The organism is Methylophilus sp. Leaf408 (assembly GCF_916856905.1).
In the GTDB taxonomy this organism is placed as follows: Bacteria; Pseudomonadota; Gammaproteobacteria; order Burkholderiales; family Methylophilaceae; genus Methylophilus.
The window spans coordinates 842568-863563 of record NZ_CAKASK010000001.1 but is presented as its reverse complement, the minus strand read 5'-3'; the positions used below and the strand labels follow the sequence as shown (position 1 = coordinate 863563).

The window sequence follows — 20996 nt, the reverse complement described above, 5'->3', positions numbered from 1 at the left end:
GGGAAAACATCATGTGGGTGATCAAGCTTGGAGGAAGCGTGACACACCATGACAGTCTGCTCAAATGGCTGGAGCTGGTTGTCCGTTGGGGCGATGGGAAAATCATTATTGTGCCGGGCGGCGGTGTGTATGCCGATGCGGTGCGTCAATTTCAGCAAATACGTGCCGAGCTGGCCGATGGCCATATCAGTGACTTGCATGCGCATGCGCTGGCTATTTATGCCATGGACCAAATGGCCCGCAGTCTGGTGGCCATGCTGCCTAAACTTGCTTTGGCTAGAAATCCACTTGAAATTGCTGAGCGCGGCTGGCAGCATCGGGGACTGGTCTGGTTGCCTAGCGAAATGGCATTGAATCCGGAACTATGGGGTGACACAGCGTTACCGGAAAACTGGGAAACGACTTCTGACAGCTTGGCTGCCTGGCTGGCCTGCCAGCTTGAAGCCAGCCATTTACTGCTGGTTAAATCCGATGACAGGGTGCAGCAGCCAGAAACTTCTTTTGCGCTGGCTGATTTGCAAGCCATGGGCATTGTGGATGCCGGATTATCTAAAATCCTGCCGCAATCAGCATTCAAATCCTGGATAGTGCATCAAAGCGAATTTGATTTGTTTCAGCAAGGGCTGGATACCAAAGTGCTTAACGGGCGCCTGATTCTGTAGTCTCAAACTGGCTTGTTTTCTCAAACCTGCCAAAATGCAGCATGATGGTCGGCAAGATCAGCAAATTGAGGATGGTCGAAGAAATCAGACCGCCCACAATAATGGTCGCCATCGGACCTTCAATCTCACGTCCCGGTTCGCCGCTACCAATCGCCAGCGGCAATAAACCAAGTGCCGTCACCAAGGCAGTCATTAATACTGATGGCAAGCGTTCCGTCGCACCACGGATGCAGGTTTCCATGTTCCATTCGCAACCTTCCTTATCGACCAGATGCTGGAAATGCGAAACCATCATAATCGAATTGCGCAGTGTGATACCAAACAGCGTTACAAAGCCAACCAGCGTGCCGACTGAAATCCATCCACCCGCAAAAAATGTTGCCACGACGCCACCGATCAATGCGAAGGGCAGGTTGGCAAAAGTCAATAACAGGTTACGCAAGCTGCCAAAAGCGATATAAAGCATGAGGAAGATAGCGACGCCGGCTACCATTGAATGGACGATTAAATCGCGACGGGACTCGGCATTGGCCTCAGCTTCGCCTGAAAATTCCATATAATTTCCGGTATGGAGGGTCACTTTCTGGTGTAAGGCTTTCTGTATTTCACTGAGCACAACCTCCTGGTCGCGGCCTGCAATATTGGCAGTAATGGTTTGAATACGTTTTGCTCCAGAGTGTAAAATTTTGGAGCGGCCACCTTCCTGTGCAATATAAGCCACATCGGACAGTTTCAGCATTTGACCTTCAGCATTAAAAATCGGGATATTTCGCATATCAGCAATATCATCCCGGTTGGCGTCGTTTAGCAATACGCTGACGCCAATAGAACGGTTACCCATAAACACGTGATTGACCGGCACACCTTCATAACTTGCTTTAACCGTGTCCAGTACATCCACAGACTGCAAACCCCATAATGAAAGTTTCTCCTGCTTGAGCCTTATCGCAATTTCGGGCGTTTCCGGTGGCGATTGCACCATCACATCGCGCACACCGCGTATGCTGCCTAGAACATTCGCTACTCTTTGCGCATCGCGGTCGAGTGCATCCAGGTCAAGTCCATAGATATTAATCACCAGGCCCGCAGCATAGCCTGAAATGGTTTCCTCAATACGCTCGCTTAAAAAAGTATTAATTGCAAAGTTTGCGCCTAGAAACCCTAATTCTATTTTGCCGTCGTCATCGTCATCTTCAGTTTCTCCCGAGAGTTCTTCTCGGATAGCGCGATAGATACGTTCTTGGTCGGCACCTGAAACGGTGCCGATTTCAACCTCAAACTCGCTGTAATGTGTGCCGAAAGTATCGGCAGCATTAGGCGCACGGCCAACCCACTGGGCAACGCTTTTTACGCCTGGGATCTCAAGTAATACCTTGGTCACCTGGTTGCCAAGTTTCAGGGATTGCACTTCTGAAGTGCCCGGCACGGTTGTCATATGCAGGATATAGTGGCCCTCATGCAAGGCAGGAATAAACTGGCTCCTGAACAGCGGCAATAACACCAGCCCAATAGCAATACAGACAAAGCTGGTGACCAGGATCAGCTGATAACGATGTTCTATGTGGTGCAACACTTTCACATATTTTTGCTTCAACCAGCGCAGTAACGGTGATTCCTGATCGTCCAGCCGCGCGTTGCCGAGAAGGGCGTAACATAGCGCCGGTGTCAAAGTGAGAGCGACCGCAAGTGAGGCCATGATGGCTGAGATATAAGCATAGGCAAGAGGTGCAAACAACTTACCTGCTACACCAGTCAGTGTGATTAGTGGTAAAAATACCAGTGCGACAATAATGGTGGCATAGACAACAGAACCGCGCACTTCCATGGAGGCCTGAAAAACCACTTGTGGAATCGGCAAAGGCTGAGCAAGCTGACGGTTTTCGCGCAAGCGCCGGAAAATATTTTCCGTATCGATAATGGCATCATCAACCACTTCGCCCAAGGCAATGGCCAGACCACCCAGCACCATGATATTAAGGCCCACGCCATATTGATGCAGCACAACAATGGCAGAAAGCAGTGAAAGCGGGATAGCCGTTGCAGAAATCACTGCCGTGCGGACATTAAACAAAAACAGGAATAGCACGGCTATGACCAGCGTTGAGCCAATCAGGATATCGGAGCGCAAGCTTTGAATCGCTGTTTCAATAAAGTTTGCCGGACGGAACAGCCCTTCATGCAAAGTGACTTGCTGACTTGTCAGACTGGGCTTGATATCCCGCAGCTTGGTTTCCAGTAATTTGGTAAGCGCATAGGTGTTGGCACCCAGCTGGCCCTGCACAGACAGATACACCGCAGGTTTACCGTTAATGGCGGCAGCGCTGATCGATGGTGCTGCACCTTCAGCAACTTCTGCCACGTCGTTGATGCGGATAGTGCGCCCCAGCTTGCGTATTAACGTGATATTACCTAACTGCTGCGGCGTAGTAGTTTGGCCCTGGCTATTCAAAATAATGCGCTGGTTGTCATTTTGGATGTAACCGGCTCCGCGCACTCCGGTGGCGCGGCTTGCGGCATTCACCACATCCTGTACATTCAACTGGTATAGCATCAGCTTGCGCGGATCAATTTTTATCTGGAACTGGCGGACTTCGCCACCGAAGACATTGATATCCGCGACGCCTGGAATCGCCATCAGATGTGGCGTCAGGTGCCAATCAACCAAGGTACGCAACTGCATCAGGGTGAGTTTGTCCGAGGTGACGCCTAGACCCAGCACCGTACTGGCAGAAGAGGTGAGCGGGGTAATGTTGGGGGTGATGCCTGGTGGTAGCTGGTTGCCCAGCATATTCAGATGTTCGGCGATGATTTGCCGGTTTCGGTAGATATCCGATTTATCCTGAAAAATAACCGTGATGACAGACAATCCCGGAATGGACTGTGAACGCAGGCTTTTAATGCCTATGGCACCGGCGATGATATTTTCAATCGGTTGGGTGACCAGTTTTTCTACCAGGCTGGCTGACAGGCCAGGAGATTCAGTCTGGATAACGATTTGGGTAGGGGCGAACTCAGGGAAGACGTTTAAATCACTTTGAGTCAGGCTATACGTACCATAGCCTAACACCAGCAGTGCGAGGCCGATAATCACGCCATAAAATCGAATCGCGAATCTGACCAGTGCTGACATCATGCCTGTGGCTCTTTCCGGCTCTTAAGTTGGCGCGGCTTAATCGTCATTCTCATTTTTAATCTGGAATTTAAATTCTTCCGAGAGCAGCAATTGCGCCCCATGGGTGACGACTTCAGTACCCGGGCGCAGGCTATTATCAAACCAGCCATTGTCAAGCTCTACATCAGAAGCCACTGGTTTACGCAAAAACGTATCTGCTTTGGTTTTGACATAAATCCAGGCCATACCACCATGCCAGACAATGGCCTGATTCGGCACAATCACACCTTTCAGCATAGAGGATGCTGACTGGGCAGGCACCACATTGACACGCATGCCCACGCGCAGGAACTCTGCCGGCGCACTATAGAAATAGGTTTTACCGATATTGCTGATATCAGTCTGGATAGACTGGGAAACATAGTCGGCACGCACAGGTTTGATTTCATCCTGGATGGGCGAAATAAAAATAGTCGAGTTTGCTTCAGGCTCTTTGAAATTAAGCGGGAAACTGACTTGCACCAGTACTTTTTTTTGCGTCAGTAAATCATGCAGCGAGCCTGTTGCAGGGTGCTGTGTAATTAATGTCGCCAACGGTTTACCCCATTGTGCGACTATGGTATCCGTCAATGCTTTTAATTGTGCCTGCGCAGACTTGATTTGGGTCTGGTCATTAATCACCAGTGCCTGCGCCTCTTGAACCGCTTTGTCAGAGACGTTTTTATCGTCTTCATTTAATTGTTTATAACGCTGATATTGCAATTGGTGGTTAGGCAATATGCTTTCGGCAATGGCTAATTGGGTTTTTAACTGCTGATACTGGCTGTTGTAATCCACCAGTGTCTGGATAGACACCACAGTGCCCAGAACCTTGATATTGCCATGATAGTCATAAGGGTGCAGCGGTTCTACACGGATGCCACTATTTTGCTGGGTGGCCAGGTTTAACTGCACGAGCTGCAGTCCGTTTTGCTCGACTACATGCACCGGGCCTTCAATTTCTTCTTCATTGTCATCCTGCATGGTCTCGTATTCATCGCGGCCAACCAGGACAACCGCCCAAATCAGCAGGATAATAAGTGCAATCTGAGCCCCGATAATCCAGAGTGCTTTTTTATTCATTTTAATGGCGCCTCTTGTGTCTTTATGGCAAATGTCATCGATTGCTCTGATAAAAGCAATGGTTTTTGCATGACATTCTCAATTTCCTGCAGTGCGCGCAGCACATTGGCCTGTTGTATGACCAGTCGTTGCTGTGCGGCATAAAACTGGATTTCAGTTTGCAGGTATTCCGTTTTATCAATCAGACCTTTACGCCACTGGCTTTCCAACTGCTGCTTGCGGCTGGATTGCTGGGTGTATTCCTGCGTAATTGTAATCAGCAGATTGGCTGTATCACGATATTTTAAATAGGTTTGTTCAGATAACTGAATAATGTGGTGTTGCAGGGCATAGAATCGTGTCGCCTCGTTCTGCCGCACCTGCTCGGCATATGCCCACAGGTCTGATGATTTATTCAGCAGATTCAGCATGCCGCCAATACCTAACGCCCAGATCCTGTCACCATATTCATACAAGATACCCGGGCTTAATGAGATATCAGGGTAGCGTTTGGCCATTTCCAACCTCAGTTGTGATTCTGCCTTGGCATATTGTGCCAGCCCGCGCTGAATATCCATGCGGTTGATTAATGCGTAATGCTGGATTGTTTTTGCGTCGTGATAGGTTTGCGGTTGCTCAAATCTGGCCTTAAGAATTTGAGAAATGTTCAGCGGTGCAATATTCAGGGATACATTTTGCTGGTCGGTCAGGCCTGCATCATGCATGATTTTTTGCTGGGTTTGCTTGATTTGCAATGTCAGCTGTTGTAGCTGCCAGGCCGCTTGATCATGCTGCAGGCGTATCGGCAGCACATCAGACTTACCCGCCACACCAAGGTCCAGCCTTTTTTGATAGGCATTCAATAAATCCGCCTGCGACTTTTGCAGTTTCGTCAGGCTGGAATGCAAAGCCTGCTGTTCTGCCAGCGTGATCAAATCCAGACTCAGTTGCTGCCTGAGCATCCAGGCACTCTCTGAAACAAATATTTTGGCAATATCTGCCTGGTACTGCGCAATATCAATATTGATCTGGCGTTTATTGGCAGTGATAAATGGAATATCGACTTGCAAGCCATAAGCCCACGGATTGATATCGCCGTTGGCCTGGTTACTATGCGAAAGCTGGCCATTCAAACCGACCATTGGGCGCAGGCCCGCGCTGGTAATGCCTGCGAGTGCAACGGCATAATCAGACTTGGCTACTTTAAGGGCAGGGTGGAAGTAGAGGGCTGATAATGTCAGCCTGTCGATATCCCAGGAAGTAATCGGCCAGACAGTTTGCGGGTATTGTGTGCGGACAAACTCTTTGAAACCTTCCTGTGTAGGCGAGGCTTGCTGGATATTCTCAATATTTTGCTGCTGTTGTATTGGTTGGGCCTGATATGCAATGCCGCATGCTGCGAGTAATAGCGGGCAAAAGCAGGCTAGGTAACGCATATTGTCAACAATATTTATAAATAACGCGCGTATTGGCGGTGAAATCTAGCCGGCTGATAGAAATGCTCAACGTTGAAGCACTATTCAACAATTTATTCGACAATAGTCGCGTTGACAGCATCCAGTGCATCCTGGAGCAGGTCTTCTGGTAACTGGTTAATGCTGGTAGCCAGCAAATCAGCGGCCTCTACAGTACGGATAGGAAGGTCTGCCGAATTTAATTCTGCAATCAATCCTGCAGCAACGCCTGCAATCTTGAGCAACACTTCACGTTCTCTCATTAAAAGCTCAAGTTCTGCTCTGAGCATATTTTCTTCGGCTGAATGCATATCCTGTCCTGACACTAACTATTTACGATAATCAATTCCGCATCTTGCAGTTGAATGCCCGGCTTGTCAATGTGATGTCAGGTAGATTGTGAGCGCAGTTGGAATGCGCTATAATGGCGAAGTCGGTAGTGCACGCATGAATGCTTGCATGTATGACTGGCAATGCGAAAGTGGCGGAATTGGTAGACGCACTGGATTTAGGTTCCAGCGCCGCGAGGCGTGAGAGTTCGAGTCTCTCCTTTCGCACCATACATTTAAAGCCATATGAAAAAAAGTATGGCATAAGTTTTAAGGCGGCATTTTAAAATTTATCAAATTTAAATTGTATTACGATCAATCAGGCTTCCTTCCTAGGAAGCCTTTATTGTTTGGGCACTGCCTTAATTGGTTGTTGACTTAATCATAATGGAATAAATCATGAAAATCGTACAAACTCCAAATGCACCGGCAGCAATAGGTCCTTATGCGCAAGGCGTAATCGTCGGTAACACGCTGTATACCTCAGGACAAATCGCTTTGCGCCCTGATGGCAGCTTGAATGACGGCGATGTGGTAGCGCAAACCCAGCAAGTGCTGGCAAATCTGCAGGCGATTATTGAAGCAGCAGGTGGTAATTTGCATCAAGTGGTTAAAACCACTGTTTTTTTGAAAAACCTAGATGATTTTGTAGCGATGAACCAGGTGTATGGCGAGGCCTTTGGCACCCACACACCGGCGCGTTCTACTGTACAAGTGGCTAAATTGCCGCGCGATGTACTGGTTGAAATTGAAGCTATTGTGGCGTTAGGCGAGATTTAAGGGCTAAGACTCTTAAAACCCTAGCGAGTCTATTGTTTTATCTAATCGAAACGCGCAACATCGCCTCTGCAACCTGCATCTGGGTTGAGTGCTGTTTTGAAGTTTATTTCAATTGAGACTTGTGTTATATTTTTATGCTCTTTTTTCATGATTTGATCACTTTGTAAAGCTTATAGAGTATGGTCAGGTTATGCTAAACATTCATTGAGACGCGCAATGGCGCGCCCATTCACATAACCCATCGTTATCAAACGATTTTTACAGGAAGTGCAGCATGGCAGCAGTATCTGTTGAAACAGTCAGCAACTTGGAACGTCGCATGACAATTAAAGTCCCTTTAGCTCCGCTGGAAGGGCAAATCAGACAACGTTTGCAACAAATTTCGCGCACCGCCAAATTTTCAGGTTTCCGTCCAGGCAAAGCGCCGGTTGGTCTGGTAAATCAGCACTACGGTAACCAGGTGCGTGATGAAGTCTATTCCAAAGCGGTTGAAACCAGCTTTGGTGATGCTGTCGAGCAAAACAAACTGCGTGTTGCTGGCTTCCCGAATATTGAGCATCTTCCATTTAAAGAAGCTGCTGAAGAATTAGAATATGTAGCGACTTTTGAGATTTTTCCTGAAGTCACCATAGGCGACTTGAGCAAAGTCAAAATCGAACGCCCAACATTAGAAGTTACTGACGCCGATGTTGAAAAAACACTGGATGTATTGGTTAAGCAGCGTGTTACTTACGAGCCTGTAAAACGCGCGTCCAAAAAAGCTGACCGTATTAGCATTACATTGAGCGCTTCCATCGATGGCGAGCAGGTTGAGAGCACTGGCGACCGTGGTATTGACCTCGTGATTGGTGAGCCTGGCCGTGTCAGCGAATTTGATGATGCTTTGGTGGGCGCTAAATCCGGTACTGAAAAAACTTTCGATATCACTTATCCTGCCGACCATAATCCAGCGCAACTGGCTGGTAAAACAGTAACTTATGCTGTGAAGTTCATTTCAGTTTCCCAACCGGTTTACCCTGCGGTGGATGCGGAATTTGCTAAAAACCTGGGTGTTGAAGATGGCAATCTGGAAACGATGAAGTCTGAAATCAAACAAAGCCTGGAACAAGAAGTAGCCAAACGCATAGCATCGCGTTTAAAAGAGAGTGTATTTGAAGCGCTGGTGAACGAAACTACTTTTGAGCTGCCAAAATCTATCATTGCAGCTGAAACCAACCGATTGATGCAGGTTGCAGTACAAAACTTGCGTGAGCGTGGTGTTGACCCGCAAACAGTGCCCATGGATCCTTCACTATTTGAAGCCCAAGCGCAACGCAATGCTAAACTGCGCCTGATTTTGACTGAAGTGGTGAATAGCAATAATTTGCAAGCCAATGCGGATCAAGTGCGTGCAATGGTAGATACTTTTGCATTGAGCTTTGAGAAACCGGCTGAATTGGTGACCTGGTATTACGCGGATGTTAAACGTCTGGATGAGCCAGCAGCGTTGGCGACTGAAGAAAATGTAGTGGCTTGGGTGCTTGAAAAAGCAAAAGTCTCCAACAAAAAAATTAAATTTGATGAATTGATGATGGGTGCTTAAACCATGAATTATATGAACGCACATGATGGCATGATGCAAGAAAGAATGGAGCCGCAAGGTCTTGGGTATATCCCAATGGTCATTGAGCAAAGTGGTAGAGGTGAGCGTTCATATGACATCTACTCACGTTTGCTTAAAGAGCGCGTTATTTTCCTGATTGGCCCGGTGAATGATATGACCGCCAACCTTGTTGTAGCGCAGTTGCTGTTTCTGGAAGCTGAAAATCCTGACAAAGATATTTCTTTGTACATTAACTCACCAGGCGGTTCGGTCACTGCTGGTATGTCTATTTATGACACCATGCAGTTTATCAAGCCTGATGTAAGTACTTTATGTATTGGTCAGGCCGCTAGCATGGGCGCGTTCCTGTTAACAGCTGGCTCAAAAGGTAAACGTTTCTGCCTGCCAAACTCACGTGTAATGATTCACCAGCCATTGGGTGGTTTCCAGGGCCAGGCCTCAGATATTGCCATTCATGCTAAAGAAATTCTGTATTTAAAAGACAAGTTGAATGGCATCATGGCGCATCATACCGGCCAGCCGGTCGACAGGATTGCTGCCGATACAGACCGTGATAACTTTATGAGTGCTGATGCTGCCAAAGATTATGGATTGGTAGATCAGGTAATTGCCGCACGTACTGTTTAATATCAGTGCAAGACGACCAGCAGGGGAATAAATATGGCCAATAAGTCAGATAGCGAAAAGCTTTTATATTGCTCGTTTTGTGGCAAAAGTCAGCATGAAGTTAAAAAGCTGATTGCAGGCCCTTCTGTATTTATTTGTGATGAATGCGTAGATTTATGCAATGACATTATTCGTGAAGAAATTCAAAGTCTGAACGAGATCAAGTCAGCAGATAAAAAGCTGCCTACACCACAAGAAATTTGCGCCATTCTTGATCAATACGTCATCGGTCAGGTGCAAGCTAAAAAGAATTTGTCTGTAGCGGTTTACAACCACTATAAGCGTTTGGGTTACAACCCGCTTTCTGACGGTGGTCAAAACAATAAAGATGATGTAGAAGTCCAAAAAAGTAATATTTTACTGATCGGGCCTACAGGCTCGGGTAAAACACTGCTAGCACAGTCTCTGGCAAGAATGCTGGATGTGCCGTTTGTCATGGCTGATGCCACTACCTTGACTGAAGCAGGCTATGTGGGTGAAGACGTAGAAAACATCATGCAGAAGTTGCTGCAAAAGTGTGATTACGATGTTGAAAAAGCGCAGCGCGGGATTGTTTATATTGATGAAGTCGACAAGATTTCCCGTAAATCTGACAATCCTTCCATTACTCGCGATGTATCGGGTGAGGGCGTACAACAAGCTTTGCTTAAATTGATTGAGGGAACGATTGCCTCAGTGCCGCCGCAAGGTGGGCGTAAGCATCCGAATCAAGAGTTCGTGCAGTTAGATACCACCAATATTCTGTTTATTTGCGGTGGTGCATTTGACGGGCTGGATAAAGTCATTCGCCACCGTTCAGAAAAAGGTGGTATTGGGTTCGGTGCTGAAGTAAAAAGCAAAGAAGATATCCGCGCTGTAGGTGAAGTATTGCGTGATGTGGAACCAGAAGATTTAATCAAATTTGGTTTGATTCCGGAGTTCATTGGTCGGTTGCCAGTCGTGGCGACGCTTGAATCGCTGGATGAAGCCGCATTGATGACAATTCTGGTTGAGCCAAGAAATGCGCTGACCAAGCAATACATGAAGCTGTTCAAGATGGAGGGCGTTGAGCTTGAGTTCGAAGACTCTGCGCTGCGTTTGATTGCCAAAAAAGCATTGGAAAGAAAAACCGGTGCCCGAGGCCTGCGTTCTATCCTGGAGCATTCATTGCTTGACCTGATGTATGAATTACCATCGCTCAAAGATTTGTCCAAAGTCATTGTCGATGCAGGTGTGATCGAGCATACCTCTGAACCCATCCTGATTTATCAGGATGCCCAAAAACGCGTTGAAAACGCGAGTTAAATCATGCTTGCAATAGCCTTCGGGCTATTGCAAGATACCATCTATGTCACAAGAGATCCGTTCTCTTGATTTTTCAAAGTACGTTCCCATCTAAATGCAAAGGCACAAGCCTTTGACACTTTTTGAAAGAAGCTATGACTGAACACACTTTGTTTGACGTTGAGACTCCAGAAGAAGCCACCTTAATCCCATTGCTGCCCTTACGCGATGTCGTGGTATATCCCCATTTAGTCATCCCTCTGTTTGTTGGCCGTGCCAAATCAGTTAAGGCCTTGGAGCGTGCTTCCGAGGGTGATAAAAAAATCTTACTGGTTGCGCAGAAGTCTGCAAATAAAGACGATCCTGTGGCTGAAGACCTCTATGAAATTGGTACTTTGGCGACGGTATTACAAATGCTGAAGCTGCCCGATGGCACGGTAAAAGTGCTGGTGGAAGGCTTGCATCGTGTACGTGTGACTGATTTCACAGAAACCGACGAATGCTTTATGGCATTGGGCGAAGAAGTAGAGCAAACTGACCAAAGCGATAAAGAAGCGGAAGCTTTGATGCGTACAGTCATGACCCAATTTGATCAATACGTCAAATTGAACAAAAAAATTCCTCCTGAAATCCTCACGTCACTTTCAACAATTAATGAACCAGGTCGCCTGGCGGATACTATTTCTGCCCACCTGACATTGAAACTGGAAGAGAAGCAAAAAGTGCTGGAAATGCTCAGCGTGATTGAACGCCTGGAGCATTTGCTATACCTGATGGAATCAGAGATTGATATCCTGCAAGTAGAAAAACGCATTCGTGGCCGTGTGAAGCGGCAAATGGAAAAAAGCCAGCGCGAATACTATTTGAACGAACAAGTTAAAGCTATCCAGAAAGAACTCGGCGAGCAAGATGAAAATGCCGAGATGGATGAGCTTGAGCAGCGTATTAAAAACGCTGCCATGCCGAAAGAAGCTTTAACCAAAGTCACTGCAGAATTCAAAAAGCTGAAATTAATGTCGCCTATGTCGGCAGAAGCTTCTGTTGTCCGTAACTACATTGATACTTTGCTCAATTTGCCTTGGAAGAAAAAAACCAAGATCAGCAAGGATCTGCAAATAGCCGAAGATATCCTGGATGCCGATCACTATGGCCTGGATAAGGTTAAAGAGCGCATTGTTGAATATCTTGCCGTGCAGCAACGTGTTGGTAAGTTAAAGGCCCCAATTTTATGCCTGGTAGGCCCTCCAGGTGTCGGTAAGACATCGCTTGGGCAAAGTATTGCCAAAGCAGTCAACCGCAAGTTTGTGCGCATGGCCTTGGGTGGTGTACGTGATGAAGCAGAAATTCGCGGTCACCGCCGCACTTATATTGGCTCCATGCCAGGCAAAGTACTGCAAAGCATGACTAAAGTTGGCGTGAAAAACCCGTTATTCTTGCTCGATGAAGTCGACAAGATGGGGCAAGACATGCGTGGAGATCCGTCCTCTGCATTGCTAGAGGTGCTTGATCCTGAGCAAAATCATACATTTGCTGATCACTATGTTGAAGTTGACTATGATTTAAGCGATGTAATGTTTGTTGCTACGGCGAACAGCATGAACATTCCGGAGCCGTTATTGGACCGTATGGAGATTATTCGTCTTTCAGGTTATACCGAAGATGAAAAAATCAATATTGCCCAGCGCTACCTGTTGCCTAAGCAGCTTAAAGCACACGCATTGAAAACCACGGATATTTCTGTGGCAGAAAGCGTTTTACGCGATATCGTACGTTACTACACGCGTGAAGCCGGGGTGCGTCGCCTTGAGCAGGAAGTCGCCAAAATTTGCCGTAAAGCGGTTAAAGAGCAGTTGCTGGCTAAAGGTAAAACTAAAACCGTTAAGAAAATTAACGTCACCAGCAAAAACCTTGAGCAATATCTTGGTGTGAAACGGTATGACTTCGGTGTTGCCGCCAAGGATAACCAGGTGGGGCAGGTGACTGGCCTTGCATGGACCTCAGTGGGCGGTGAATTGCTGACGATTGAAGCTGTAACCTTACTGGGTAAAGGTAAAACCATTACCACCGGTAAATTGGGCGATGTGATGCAAGAGTCTGTAGCTGCTGCAATGAGCGTCGTGCGTAGCCGTGCCGAAGGATTGGGCATCAGTCCTGATTTCTATGAGAAAAAGGACATCCATATCCACCTTCCTGAGGGCGCTACGCCAAAAGATGGTCCAAGTGCAGGTATTGCATTAACAACTGCGCTTGTATCGGTTCTGACGGGTATTCCTGCGCGTGCTGATGTGGCAATGACTGGTGAAATTACCCTGCGCGGTGAAGTATTGCCGATTGGTGGGTTAAAAGAGAAATTATTGGCAGCGCATCGTGGTGGTATTAAAACCGTATTGATTCCTTCAGCGAATGAAAAAGATCTTGTAGATATTCCTGGAAATATCAAAAAAGACCTGGAAATTCACCCAGTAAAATGGATAGATCAGGTGCTGGATTTGGCATTGGAAAGCGCGCCAAAACCACTTGCGGTAAATACTGAAGCCGTTGAAATTGTTGCTGCTGGAGACGCAAATCCAGAACAAGCAGTCACGCATTAGGCAAATTGATGCGAATTATTGTCAAAACGCGGGATTAGCGCTTGACAGCTCGTTTTGCGGCTTGATATAAAGGCAATACAGGATGTACCTGTTTTTTTAACTAGATAGGGGAAACACGTGAATAAATCAGAATTGATAGATCATATTGCTAATGCAGCCGGTATTTCTAAAGCCGCAGCCGCTCGTGCTCTGGATGCAACAACAGAGGCAATCTCTGGTGCACTGAAAAAAGGTGATTTGGTAACATTAATTGGTTTTGGTACATTCTATGTAGGTGAGCGTTCAGCCCGTTCCGGCCGCAATCCTCGTACTGGTGCGACAATCAACATCAAGGCTGCTAAATCTCCTAAATTTAGGGCTGGTAAAGGTCTGAAAGATGCTGTAAACTAGCGTGCTTTGGTTGAGCGCTAACATGCTCGGCCAACTGTAGCAACACTTGGGTTGTTACGGGTGCTTAGCTCAGTTGGTAGAGCGTCGCCCTTACAAGGCGAATGTCAGCGGTTCGACCCCGTTAGCACCCACCAGACAATTTAAAAATCAAGAGTGCGATGTCTGCGCTCTTAATTTTTTGAGTCTTGCCACACTTAATAAGTTACTTTAATAAGTAGCAATAAGTGGCGGTAAATATTTAGAAAATAGTTGTTGAAATTATAAAAAATATCGTGCTATAATTTCATTTTTGACGAGTACTGGAGCGGTAGTTCAGTTGGTTAGAATACCGGCCTGTCACGCCGGGGGTCGCGGGTTCGAGCCCCGTCCGCTCCGCCAACATTAAAACGAGTTAGGTTAATCCCTAACTCGTTTTTTTTGTCTTTTGTAAACATTTTTTGTTTTTATGTTGTGTTGATTTATTGCTTAACTTTTAATGTATAAGTTAGTCAATTGAGCTTGAGTCTGCTAAATTTTAATCATGATCTGTGTTTAGAAATCTTTGTCCTAAGCAGCATGCGTTTCCCACCAAACATGCTCTCAACAACAAATGCTCCATGGCATTTGCTAATCTATTTTCTGTGCCCGTGTTCAAGTATTAGCGAGTGATTTCACGTTCGATACTTTCGTCATTAGTTTAGGCTCCGCAAGCTTCTTAACCATATGCTTTTAAAGCGATTGCAACTGCTGGATTGGGGCGATTTGTATCGGTTTATGGTATAGTTTGCCGTTGCAAAAAAATCAGGTAATGGAAATTAAAAAATGTTAGAAGCATTAAGAAAACATACACAAGGGTGGATGGCAAAAATCATTTTGGCACTGATTGTTGTACCATTTGCATTGTTTGGTATTGATTCATATCTAAACAACGCAGGCGGCCAGGTCGCAGTTGCGAAAGTAGATGGCCAGAAAATATCACTGCAAGAGTATTCAAACGCTGTGGAGAATGCGCGTAATTACTTGCAATCTCAAGGGCAAAAAGTAGATGCTGCTTTGTTGGAAAGCCCAGCGTTTAAACAATCCGTACTGGATAGCATTATTACTCGCCGTGTAGTCGAGGGCGCCATTCAGGATTACCGTTTTAAAATCAGTGATGACCAATTGAGCCAGCATGTGGTGGGTATGCCTGAGTTTCAAAGCAATGGTAAGTTTTCTGAAGATACTTATAACCAACTGTTATCGCAGAATAAATTAACTCCCGCAAAGTTCGAGCAGAATATCCGCAAGGACTTAACCGTACAGCAAGTGCGTGATGGCTTAACCAACCTGGTATTTATGCCGCAAAAAGTTGCAGAGCAGTCATTGATGTCTGAGTTCGAACAGCGTGAAGTGTCTGTTGCAGACGTCAAGGTCGTTGATTTTATCAATCAAGTGACCGTAACGCCTGAACAAGTACAAGCGTACTACAATCAACATAAAACTAAATTTATCACGCCAGCCAAGGTGAAACTGCAGTTCACGTTGCTATCGGCTGCCGGCTTAGTTGGTGATGTCAGCGTTAGTGATGAAGAAGTAAAGCAAGATTACGAAGAAAATGCTGCTAAATACCAAGGGGATGAGCAGCGCCAGGCCAGCCATATCCTGATTGGCTTTAACAGTACAGCTAGCGCTGAAGAAAAAGCGGCCGCTAAGCAAAAAGCTGAGTCCATTCTTAAGCAGGTAAAAGAAAATCCTAAAAACTTCGAGAAGCTGGCAATTGAATTTTCGCAAGACACGGGTTCTGCCAGTAAAGGCGGCGATCTGGGCAGTTTTGGACGTGGTGCCATGGTGAAGCCATTTGAAAATGCTGCATTTTCAATGAAAGTTGGCGAGATTAGTGATCTGGTGGAATCAGAGTTTGGTTATCACATTATCAAATTGACCGGTATTACTGGCCAGTCTTCAGATTTTGATTCTATGAAGCTCAAAATCAAAGCCGAATTACTGTTCCAGAAAGCACAGGCTAAATATGCTGAACTAGCAGATGACTTCGGCAATACTGTTTACGAGCAATCCGGCAGTTTAGAGCCAGTCGCCAAGAAGTTTAACTTGCAAGTACAAACTTCACCGGCAATGACTAAAGATGAAATTGCCAAATTCTTTAAGAGTGACCGTCTGGCCTCTATGGTGTTTTCTGACGAAGTGTTAAAAGAAAAACGTAATACTGAAGCTGTAGAAATTTCTGCGAACAACGTGGTTGCCGCGAGGGCAGTTGAGTACACACCAGAAGCACCGCGTACTTTTGATGAAGTCAAAAGCGGTATTGAGTCTTTACTGAAAGCTGAAGCTGCGACTAAATTGGCCAAGCAAAAAGGCGAGGCGCTTCTTGCCGAGTTAAAAGCTGGCAAAGCAGTGAATGCCGACTGGATTCCGCCTGTTACCATTGACCGTAGAAATGCGCAGGGCTTAACTGATGCAGTGATGAGAAATGTATTCAAAGTGAATACTCATACTCTGCCAGCCTATTATGGTTTTAACGAGCCTAATAAGGGTTATACAGTGATTAAAGTGATCGCCGTGAACCAGAAGCTTAAAGACAGTCCTGAGGTCGCTGACAAGGCTTATAAAGCGTATCAAGCGGCACTTGGGTCTGAAATGTCATATGCTTATGTGTCATCGCTGAAAGCTAAAAAAGATATTCAGTACAACACGAAAGTATTGTTGTCTAACGGTAACAATTAATTAATTAATTAATTGGATACCATTGAAGAAGGAGGGCAGTTGCCCTCCTTTTTTGTTTTCGACTTCTTGTCTGATCTTAAGTACTCTGATCAGAGCTTTAAATAAAGGTTTTATTTCCGCAGTTGCGTGACAATTAATAGAGTTTAATGGCTAACGAAGGTGATTATGCTTAACGCTAGCTGCAAAAATAATAAGCAGGGAGCTCTTTGAAAAAGCTGAAAATGCAGATAAGAAATGGTAATGAAACAATAGGGAAACATGGATTGTTAATTGGCTAGTTCAAACCGTTTATTTTTAATCACTGCGTTAGTCCGCAGTCATGCATTACTCTTCGTTTAATTAACAATATCCAAAATACTGCGTCTAGCCGAATTTAGCCAGTAAATAAAATTTTGATGTTTTTCTTTAGTTCGACACGATCGATACGCTCAAGCAAATGGCTTATCAGCAAAGTTTGTAAATAAGTGATCACAACAGCTGTTAAGAAAACAATGAAAAATTTGAGCACGTATTGTGTATGAATATTCTTAATCAAGGGAATATGCCATAAGTAAATCCAAATAGAATTACTGGCAATAAACAGCACAACATTTTTTATATTAATTTTCTCAAAAAAATACTCAATCTTATCGCTGTAAATCCACAGCAAGCTTGAAACAAAAACCGCATATGAAAAATAGTAAATCGAGGGAGGGTATTTCAGTGATTGCGTAGGAATAAACTCGCCATTGAAAACAAACAGTCCCATACCCGCAGTGGCAAATATCCCCAAACTAATACCAGTAAGTACGTAAAGTTGAAGCTTTGCGGCATTAGCCATGCGTAAGCCAATCGCGAACAGAATCCCGTAGGGAATAACATACAATAAGACGGCCGACGCTATTTCTGCTGGATCTTGCCAGATGTATGGCATGGCAAAGTAACGTACCAATTCATAAAGTAAAAGGGTGGCTGCCAGCACGCCATAGTATGTGCTATTGCTCGCTGTGTTTTGATGCCAGGCATATATCACAGGCGAGATCAGTGCAACCAATAAAAATACCCTGATTACCCAGACATATCCTATGCCTTCGAGCAGCGCGTAAGAGGTGACTATGGTATGCGTTTCAAGCTCTTGGTTACCAGGATCAAATGCCATTAAGGCGAGGAAATAAAAACTTAAAAATATCCAGACTGGGAAAACCAGTCTTTTAATTCTTTTCCATACATAAGACTGGTATGGCTCATTGGTTTTATAACTTAGGCTAAATGACATTGCTGAGACTAATATCATTAAGGGGACGTCAAAGTTTCGCAGTTGAAAGAGAATTCCTGGCGGATCCACGTGAGCGAAAATAATCATGGATAGACCGATAAATCTAAGTATATCTATTTTTTCATTTCTCATAATTCAACCCACGCAAGGACCTGGTAAACTGAAAATTGAACTTTTAATATTTATTATTAAGTGAGTGATATATTTATTTAATATTTTTATTTATAAATAAAAATTAGATATTTGATTTTATTTAGTACACCTAATTGGACAGGAGATAATAGTTTTATTAATACTATTTTGGTGTTAATAATGTTTGAATTCAAAAGTAAATTCTTTAACTTTTGCAAAAAAAAACGCCCGACATTTAAAGTGCAGGCGTTTTTTGCAACTCTTGAAAGCCTTAGTCGATTTGACCGGCAGCAGTGATATTCATACCACCATCAACATAGGTGATTTCGCCAGTCACCCCTGAAGCCAGATCGCTCGAAAGAAAGGCGGCAACATTACCAACTTCTTCTATCGTCACATTTCGGCGTAAGGCCGCATGTTTCTCATTAAAGCCAATCATTTTGTCGAAATCAGCAATTCCTGAAGCTGCCAATGTCTTGATGGGGCCAGCAGAAATCGCATTCACGCGGATGCCGCGTGGACCAAGACTTTGTGCCAGGTAACGTACATTGGCTTCCAGGCTGGCTTTGGCTACGCCCATCACGTTGTAATTAGGCATAGTACGTTCAGCGCCTAAATAACTTAGCGTGAGCAGGCTGCCATTGCGACCTTGCATCATCGGATAGGCTGCTTTGGCCATTGCCGAGAAACTGTAAGAGCTGATGTCGTGCGCAATATGGAAGTATTCGCGGCTGATATTGTCCAAATAATCACCAGCCAGTGCGACTTTTGGAACGAAAGCGATGGAGTGTACTAAACCGTCCAAGCCATCCCATACTTTTGCCAACTCGACAAACAAATTGTCGATTTGGGCATCTTCAGCCACATCACAGGGTAATACCAAAGTTGATTCAAAGTCAGCTGCGAGATCACGAACGCGCGTTTCGTGTTTATCCACTTGATAAGTAAAGGCCAGTTCGGCGCCTTGACGTTTCATGGCCGCTGCGATGCCATATGCGATTGAGCGGTTGCTAAGCAAACCGGCGATCAGAATTTTTTTTCCAGCAAGAAATGCCATGCTTGATCCTGTTTATTGATTTTAAGGGTTAACGGTTAGCGTGCGGTGTGTGACCTTGGGTCAAACACATCCCGCAAACCTTCACCAAGCAGATTATACCCTAACACGGTAATTAAGATCGCAAGCCCGGGATATAGCGATAACCACCACGCAAACTGGATATACTCTTTGCCATCCGTCAGGATATTGCCCCAGGATGCTTGCGGTGCTTGCACTCCAAGCCCGAGAAAACTGAGGCCGGATTCAAGCAGCACCGCACTGGCGATACCCAATACCACGCTGACCAAGACTGGCGTCAGGCTGTTAGGCAGGCAATGCTTAAATATCACGCGCCAATCTTGCGCACCCAATGCAGTCGAAGCAGTCACAAATTCACGCTGGGTAAGGCTGAGGAACTCTGCCCGCACCAGCCGTGTGATACTCATCCATGAAGTCAGGCCAATCACAATCATGACATTGGTGATTGAGGGACTTAAGAAAGCGATCACGGCAAGAATGAGGAAGAAGCTGGGGATGGAAAGCATGATATCGACCAGTCGCATGATGATAGTATCAACCCAGCCACGATAATAGCCAGCAATGGCGCCAAGAAACACGCCAATCGCTGTCGAAATACCTACCGCAACAAGACCAACCAATAGCGAAACCCTGCCACCGTACAACATGCGGCTCCATACATCGCGCCCTAAACCATCCGTACCCATCCAGTGCTGCATAGAAGGCGCCAGCAGAATTTGCTTCACGTGTATATCGTCTGGGTCATATGGTGCCAGCCAGGGAGCGAGCAGGGCGAGCAATAGAATGATGCTGATCAGTAATAGACCGGTGAGCGCCAATGGATTATGCAATATTTTTTTCATGATTGACTTGTCGATTACCGGGCAGGCATCACACCTTTGCGCAAACGTGGGTCCGCCCAGGCATAAGCAAGGTCTGCCAGTAAATTACCCAGCAATGTCAGTGCGGAACCTATGGTCAATATACCCATGACCACCGGGAAATCACGCATCATTACCGCCTCATAAAATAATTTGCCCATGCCCGGGATGGCAAAGATGGTTTCGGCAATCACCGATCCACCAATCAACCCAGGCAAAGATAGGCCAATAAGCGTAATCAGCGGTAAAAGCGCATTACGCAGCGCGTGCCGATAAGTGACCGTATGATCACTTAGGCCTTTGGCACGTGCGGTAGTGACATAATCCTGACTGAGGACATCCAGCATGCCATTTTTAACGAATAAAGTAATGCCTGCCAGGCCGGTAATAGAGGGAATCACCACCGGCAGGAACAAATGCATAAACAAATCCTGGCTTTTTTGCCAGAAATCCAGTTGATCGTAATTCAAGCTGTGCATTCCTGAAATGGGGAACCAGGGATGGATCACGCCCAGCCAGTACATCAATAGCAAAGAAAGCCAGAAACCGGGAATAGAAAAACCGATAAAGTTGAATAGGGTAATTGACCTGTCAGGCCATTGCCCATATCGTTTGGCAGCCCACACACCTAAAGGTACGCCAAGCGACAGGGTAATTAACAAACCTGCAATATTCATGAGTAAGGTGATAGGCAGGGCTTCCTCAATCATGCCTGGCGTCACATTGCCGTCTTTGTCTTTTTCCGACCAGAACACCGGCTTCTGATGGCTGGCAAATGAATGGCCAAAGTCCAGGCGTACCATACGTTCCATCCATAGGCCGTATTGCACGATGACTGGCTTGTCCAGATTATATAAAGCACGTAATTTTTGCCTGGATTCTTCAGATGACTTTGGGTCAAAAGCAGTCTCGGTGCTGGTGATGTCGCCAGGGGCCAAATGCATAATAAAAAAAGAAATCAGACTGATGCCAATCAGCATCGGCACCATCCAAAGCAATCGTCTTATCAGGTAACTAAGCATG

The 20996-nt window shown here is 45.7% G+C and carries 16 protein-coding genes and 3 tRNA genes; 11 read left to right on the top strand and 8 right to left on the bottom strand.

All coding sequences use genetic code 11. The annotated features are described in order from the left end of the window. Positions 1-11 precede the first annotated feature (11 nt). Positions 12-662 carry a hypothetical protein gene (locus LPA26_RS03820; protein WP_229007399.1) on the top strand — a complete coding sequence of 217 codons (651 nt, stop codon included), beginning with the start codon at positions 12-14 and terminating at the stop codon, positions 660-662. Here LPA26_RS03820 and LPA26_RS03815 read toward each other — a convergent pair. The 4 genes from LPA26_RS03815 to LPA26_RS03800 form a co-directional block, all read right to left on the bottom strand. Further along, positions 640-3795, bottom strand: a complete 3156-nt coding sequence (locus LPA26_RS03815; protein ID WP_229007398.1) for an efflux RND transporter permease subunit — start codon at positions 3793-3795, stop codon at positions 640-642. The two genes, LPA26_RS03820 and LPA26_RS03815, sit on opposite strands and share 23 nt — an antisense overlap. A 36-nt stretch (positions 3796-3831) precedes the next feature. Next, a complete protein-coding gene (locus tag LPA26_RS03810) occupies positions 3832-4896 on the bottom strand; it encodes an efflux RND transporter periplasmic adaptor subunit (protein WP_229007397.1) in 1065 nt (354 codons plus the stop codon). Continuing rightward, positions 4893-6311: a TolC family protein gene (locus LPA26_RS03805; protein ID WP_229007396.1), complete on the bottom strand. Its 1419-nt coding sequence runs from the start codon at positions 6309-6311 to the stop codon at positions 4893-4895. The genes LPA26_RS03810 and LPA26_RS03805 overlap by 4 nt, the downstream gene beginning before the upstream one ends. A 92-nt stretch (positions 6312-6403) precedes the next feature. Next, the gene (locus LPA26_RS03800) at positions 6404-6640 is read right to left on the bottom strand and encodes a hypothetical protein (RefSeq protein WP_055825094.1); all 237 of its coding nucleotides are present in this window, start codon (positions 6638-6640) and stop codon (positions 6404-6406) included. Between the two features lie 164 nt (positions 6641-6804). Here LPA26_RS03800 and LPA26_RS03795 point away from each other — a divergent pair. From LPA26_RS03795 to LPA26_RS03750, 10 genes are all read left to right on the top strand, one after another. Then, a tRNA-Leu gene (locus LPA26_RS03795) sits at positions 6805-6889 on the top strand. Positions 6890-7057: 168 nt separating this feature from the next. Beyond that, positions 7058-7438, top strand: a complete 381-nt coding sequence (locus tag LPA26_RS03790; RefSeq protein WP_055825091.1) for a RidA family protein — start codon at positions 7058-7060, stop codon at positions 7436-7438. Positions 7439-7712: 274 nt separating this feature from the next. Next, a complete protein-coding gene (gene tig, locus LPA26_RS03785) occupies positions 7713-9020 on the top strand; it encodes a trigger factor (protein ID WP_229007395.1) in 1308 nt (435 codons plus the stop codon). Positions 9021-9023: 3 nt separating this feature from the next. Continuing rightward, positions 9024-9668, top strand: a complete 645-nt coding sequence (gene clpP / locus LPA26_RS03780; protein ID WP_055825085.1) for an ATP-dependent Clp endopeptidase proteolytic subunit ClpP — start codon at positions 9024-9026, stop codon at positions 9666-9668. Positions 9669-9701: 33 nt separating this feature from the next. Then, entirely contained in the window at positions 9702-10991 is a 1290-nt protein-coding gene (gene clpX / locus LPA26_RS03775) for an ATP-dependent Clp protease ATP-binding subunit ClpX (RefSeq protein ID WP_055825082.1), read from the top strand. A 134-nt stretch (positions 10992-11125) separates the two neighbouring features. Beyond that, positions 11126-13561 carry an endopeptidase La gene (lon, locus tag LPA26_RS03770; protein WP_055825080.1) on the top strand — a complete coding sequence of 812 codons (2436 nt, stop codon included), beginning with the start codon at positions 11126-11128 and terminating at the stop codon, positions 13559-13561. Between the two features lie 117 nt (positions 13562-13678). Then, positions 13679-13951, top strand: a complete 273-nt coding sequence (locus LPA26_RS03765) for an HU family DNA-binding protein (RefSeq protein WP_055825077.1) — start codon at positions 13679-13681, stop codon at positions 13949-13951. Between the two features lie 58 nt (positions 13952-14009). Then, positions 14010-14085, top strand: a tRNA-Val gene (locus LPA26_RS03760). A 167-nt stretch (positions 14086-14252) separates the two neighbouring features. Beyond that, positions 14253-14329 (top strand) — tRNA-Asp (locus tag LPA26_RS03755). A 423-nt stretch (positions 14330-14752) separates the two neighbouring features. Next, the gene (locus LPA26_RS03750) at positions 14753-16651 is read left to right on the top strand and encodes a SurA N-terminal domain-containing protein (RefSeq protein WP_229007394.1); all 1899 of its coding nucleotides are present in this window, start codon (positions 14753-14755) and stop codon (positions 16649-16651) included. A gap of 373 nt (positions 16652-17024) precedes the next feature. Here LPA26_RS03750 and LPA26_RS03745 read toward each other — a convergent pair whose 3' ends face one another. The 4 genes from LPA26_RS03745 to LPA26_RS03730 all read right to left on the bottom strand — a co-directional run bounded on the left by LPA26_RS03745 (position 17025) and on the right by LPA26_RS03730 (position 20995). Then, positions 17025-18038 (bottom strand): acyltransferase, encoded by a 1014-nt coding sequence (locus tag LPA26_RS03745; protein ID WP_229007393.1) that lies wholly within the window; start codon positions 18036-18038, stop codon positions 17025-17027. 271 nt (positions 18039-18309) lie between these two features. Then, positions 18310-19095 carry an enoyl-ACP reductase gene (locus tag LPA26_RS03740; RefSeq protein WP_055825068.1) on the bottom strand — a complete coding sequence of 262 codons (786 nt, stop codon included), beginning with the start codon at positions 19093-19095 and terminating at the stop codon, positions 18310-18312. Positions 19096-19130: 35 nt separating this feature from the next. Continuing rightward, a complete protein-coding gene (locus tag LPA26_RS03735; protein WP_229007392.1) occupies positions 19131-19955 on the bottom strand; it encodes an ABC transporter permease in 825 nt (274 codons plus the stop codon). A 14-nt stretch (positions 19956-19969) separates the two neighbouring features. Beyond that, complete coding sequence (locus LPA26_RS03730) at positions 19970-20995, bottom strand: ABC transporter permease (protein ID WP_229007391.1); 1026 nt, start codon at positions 20993-20995, stop codon at positions 19970-19972. Position 20996: the final 1 nt, after the last annotated feature.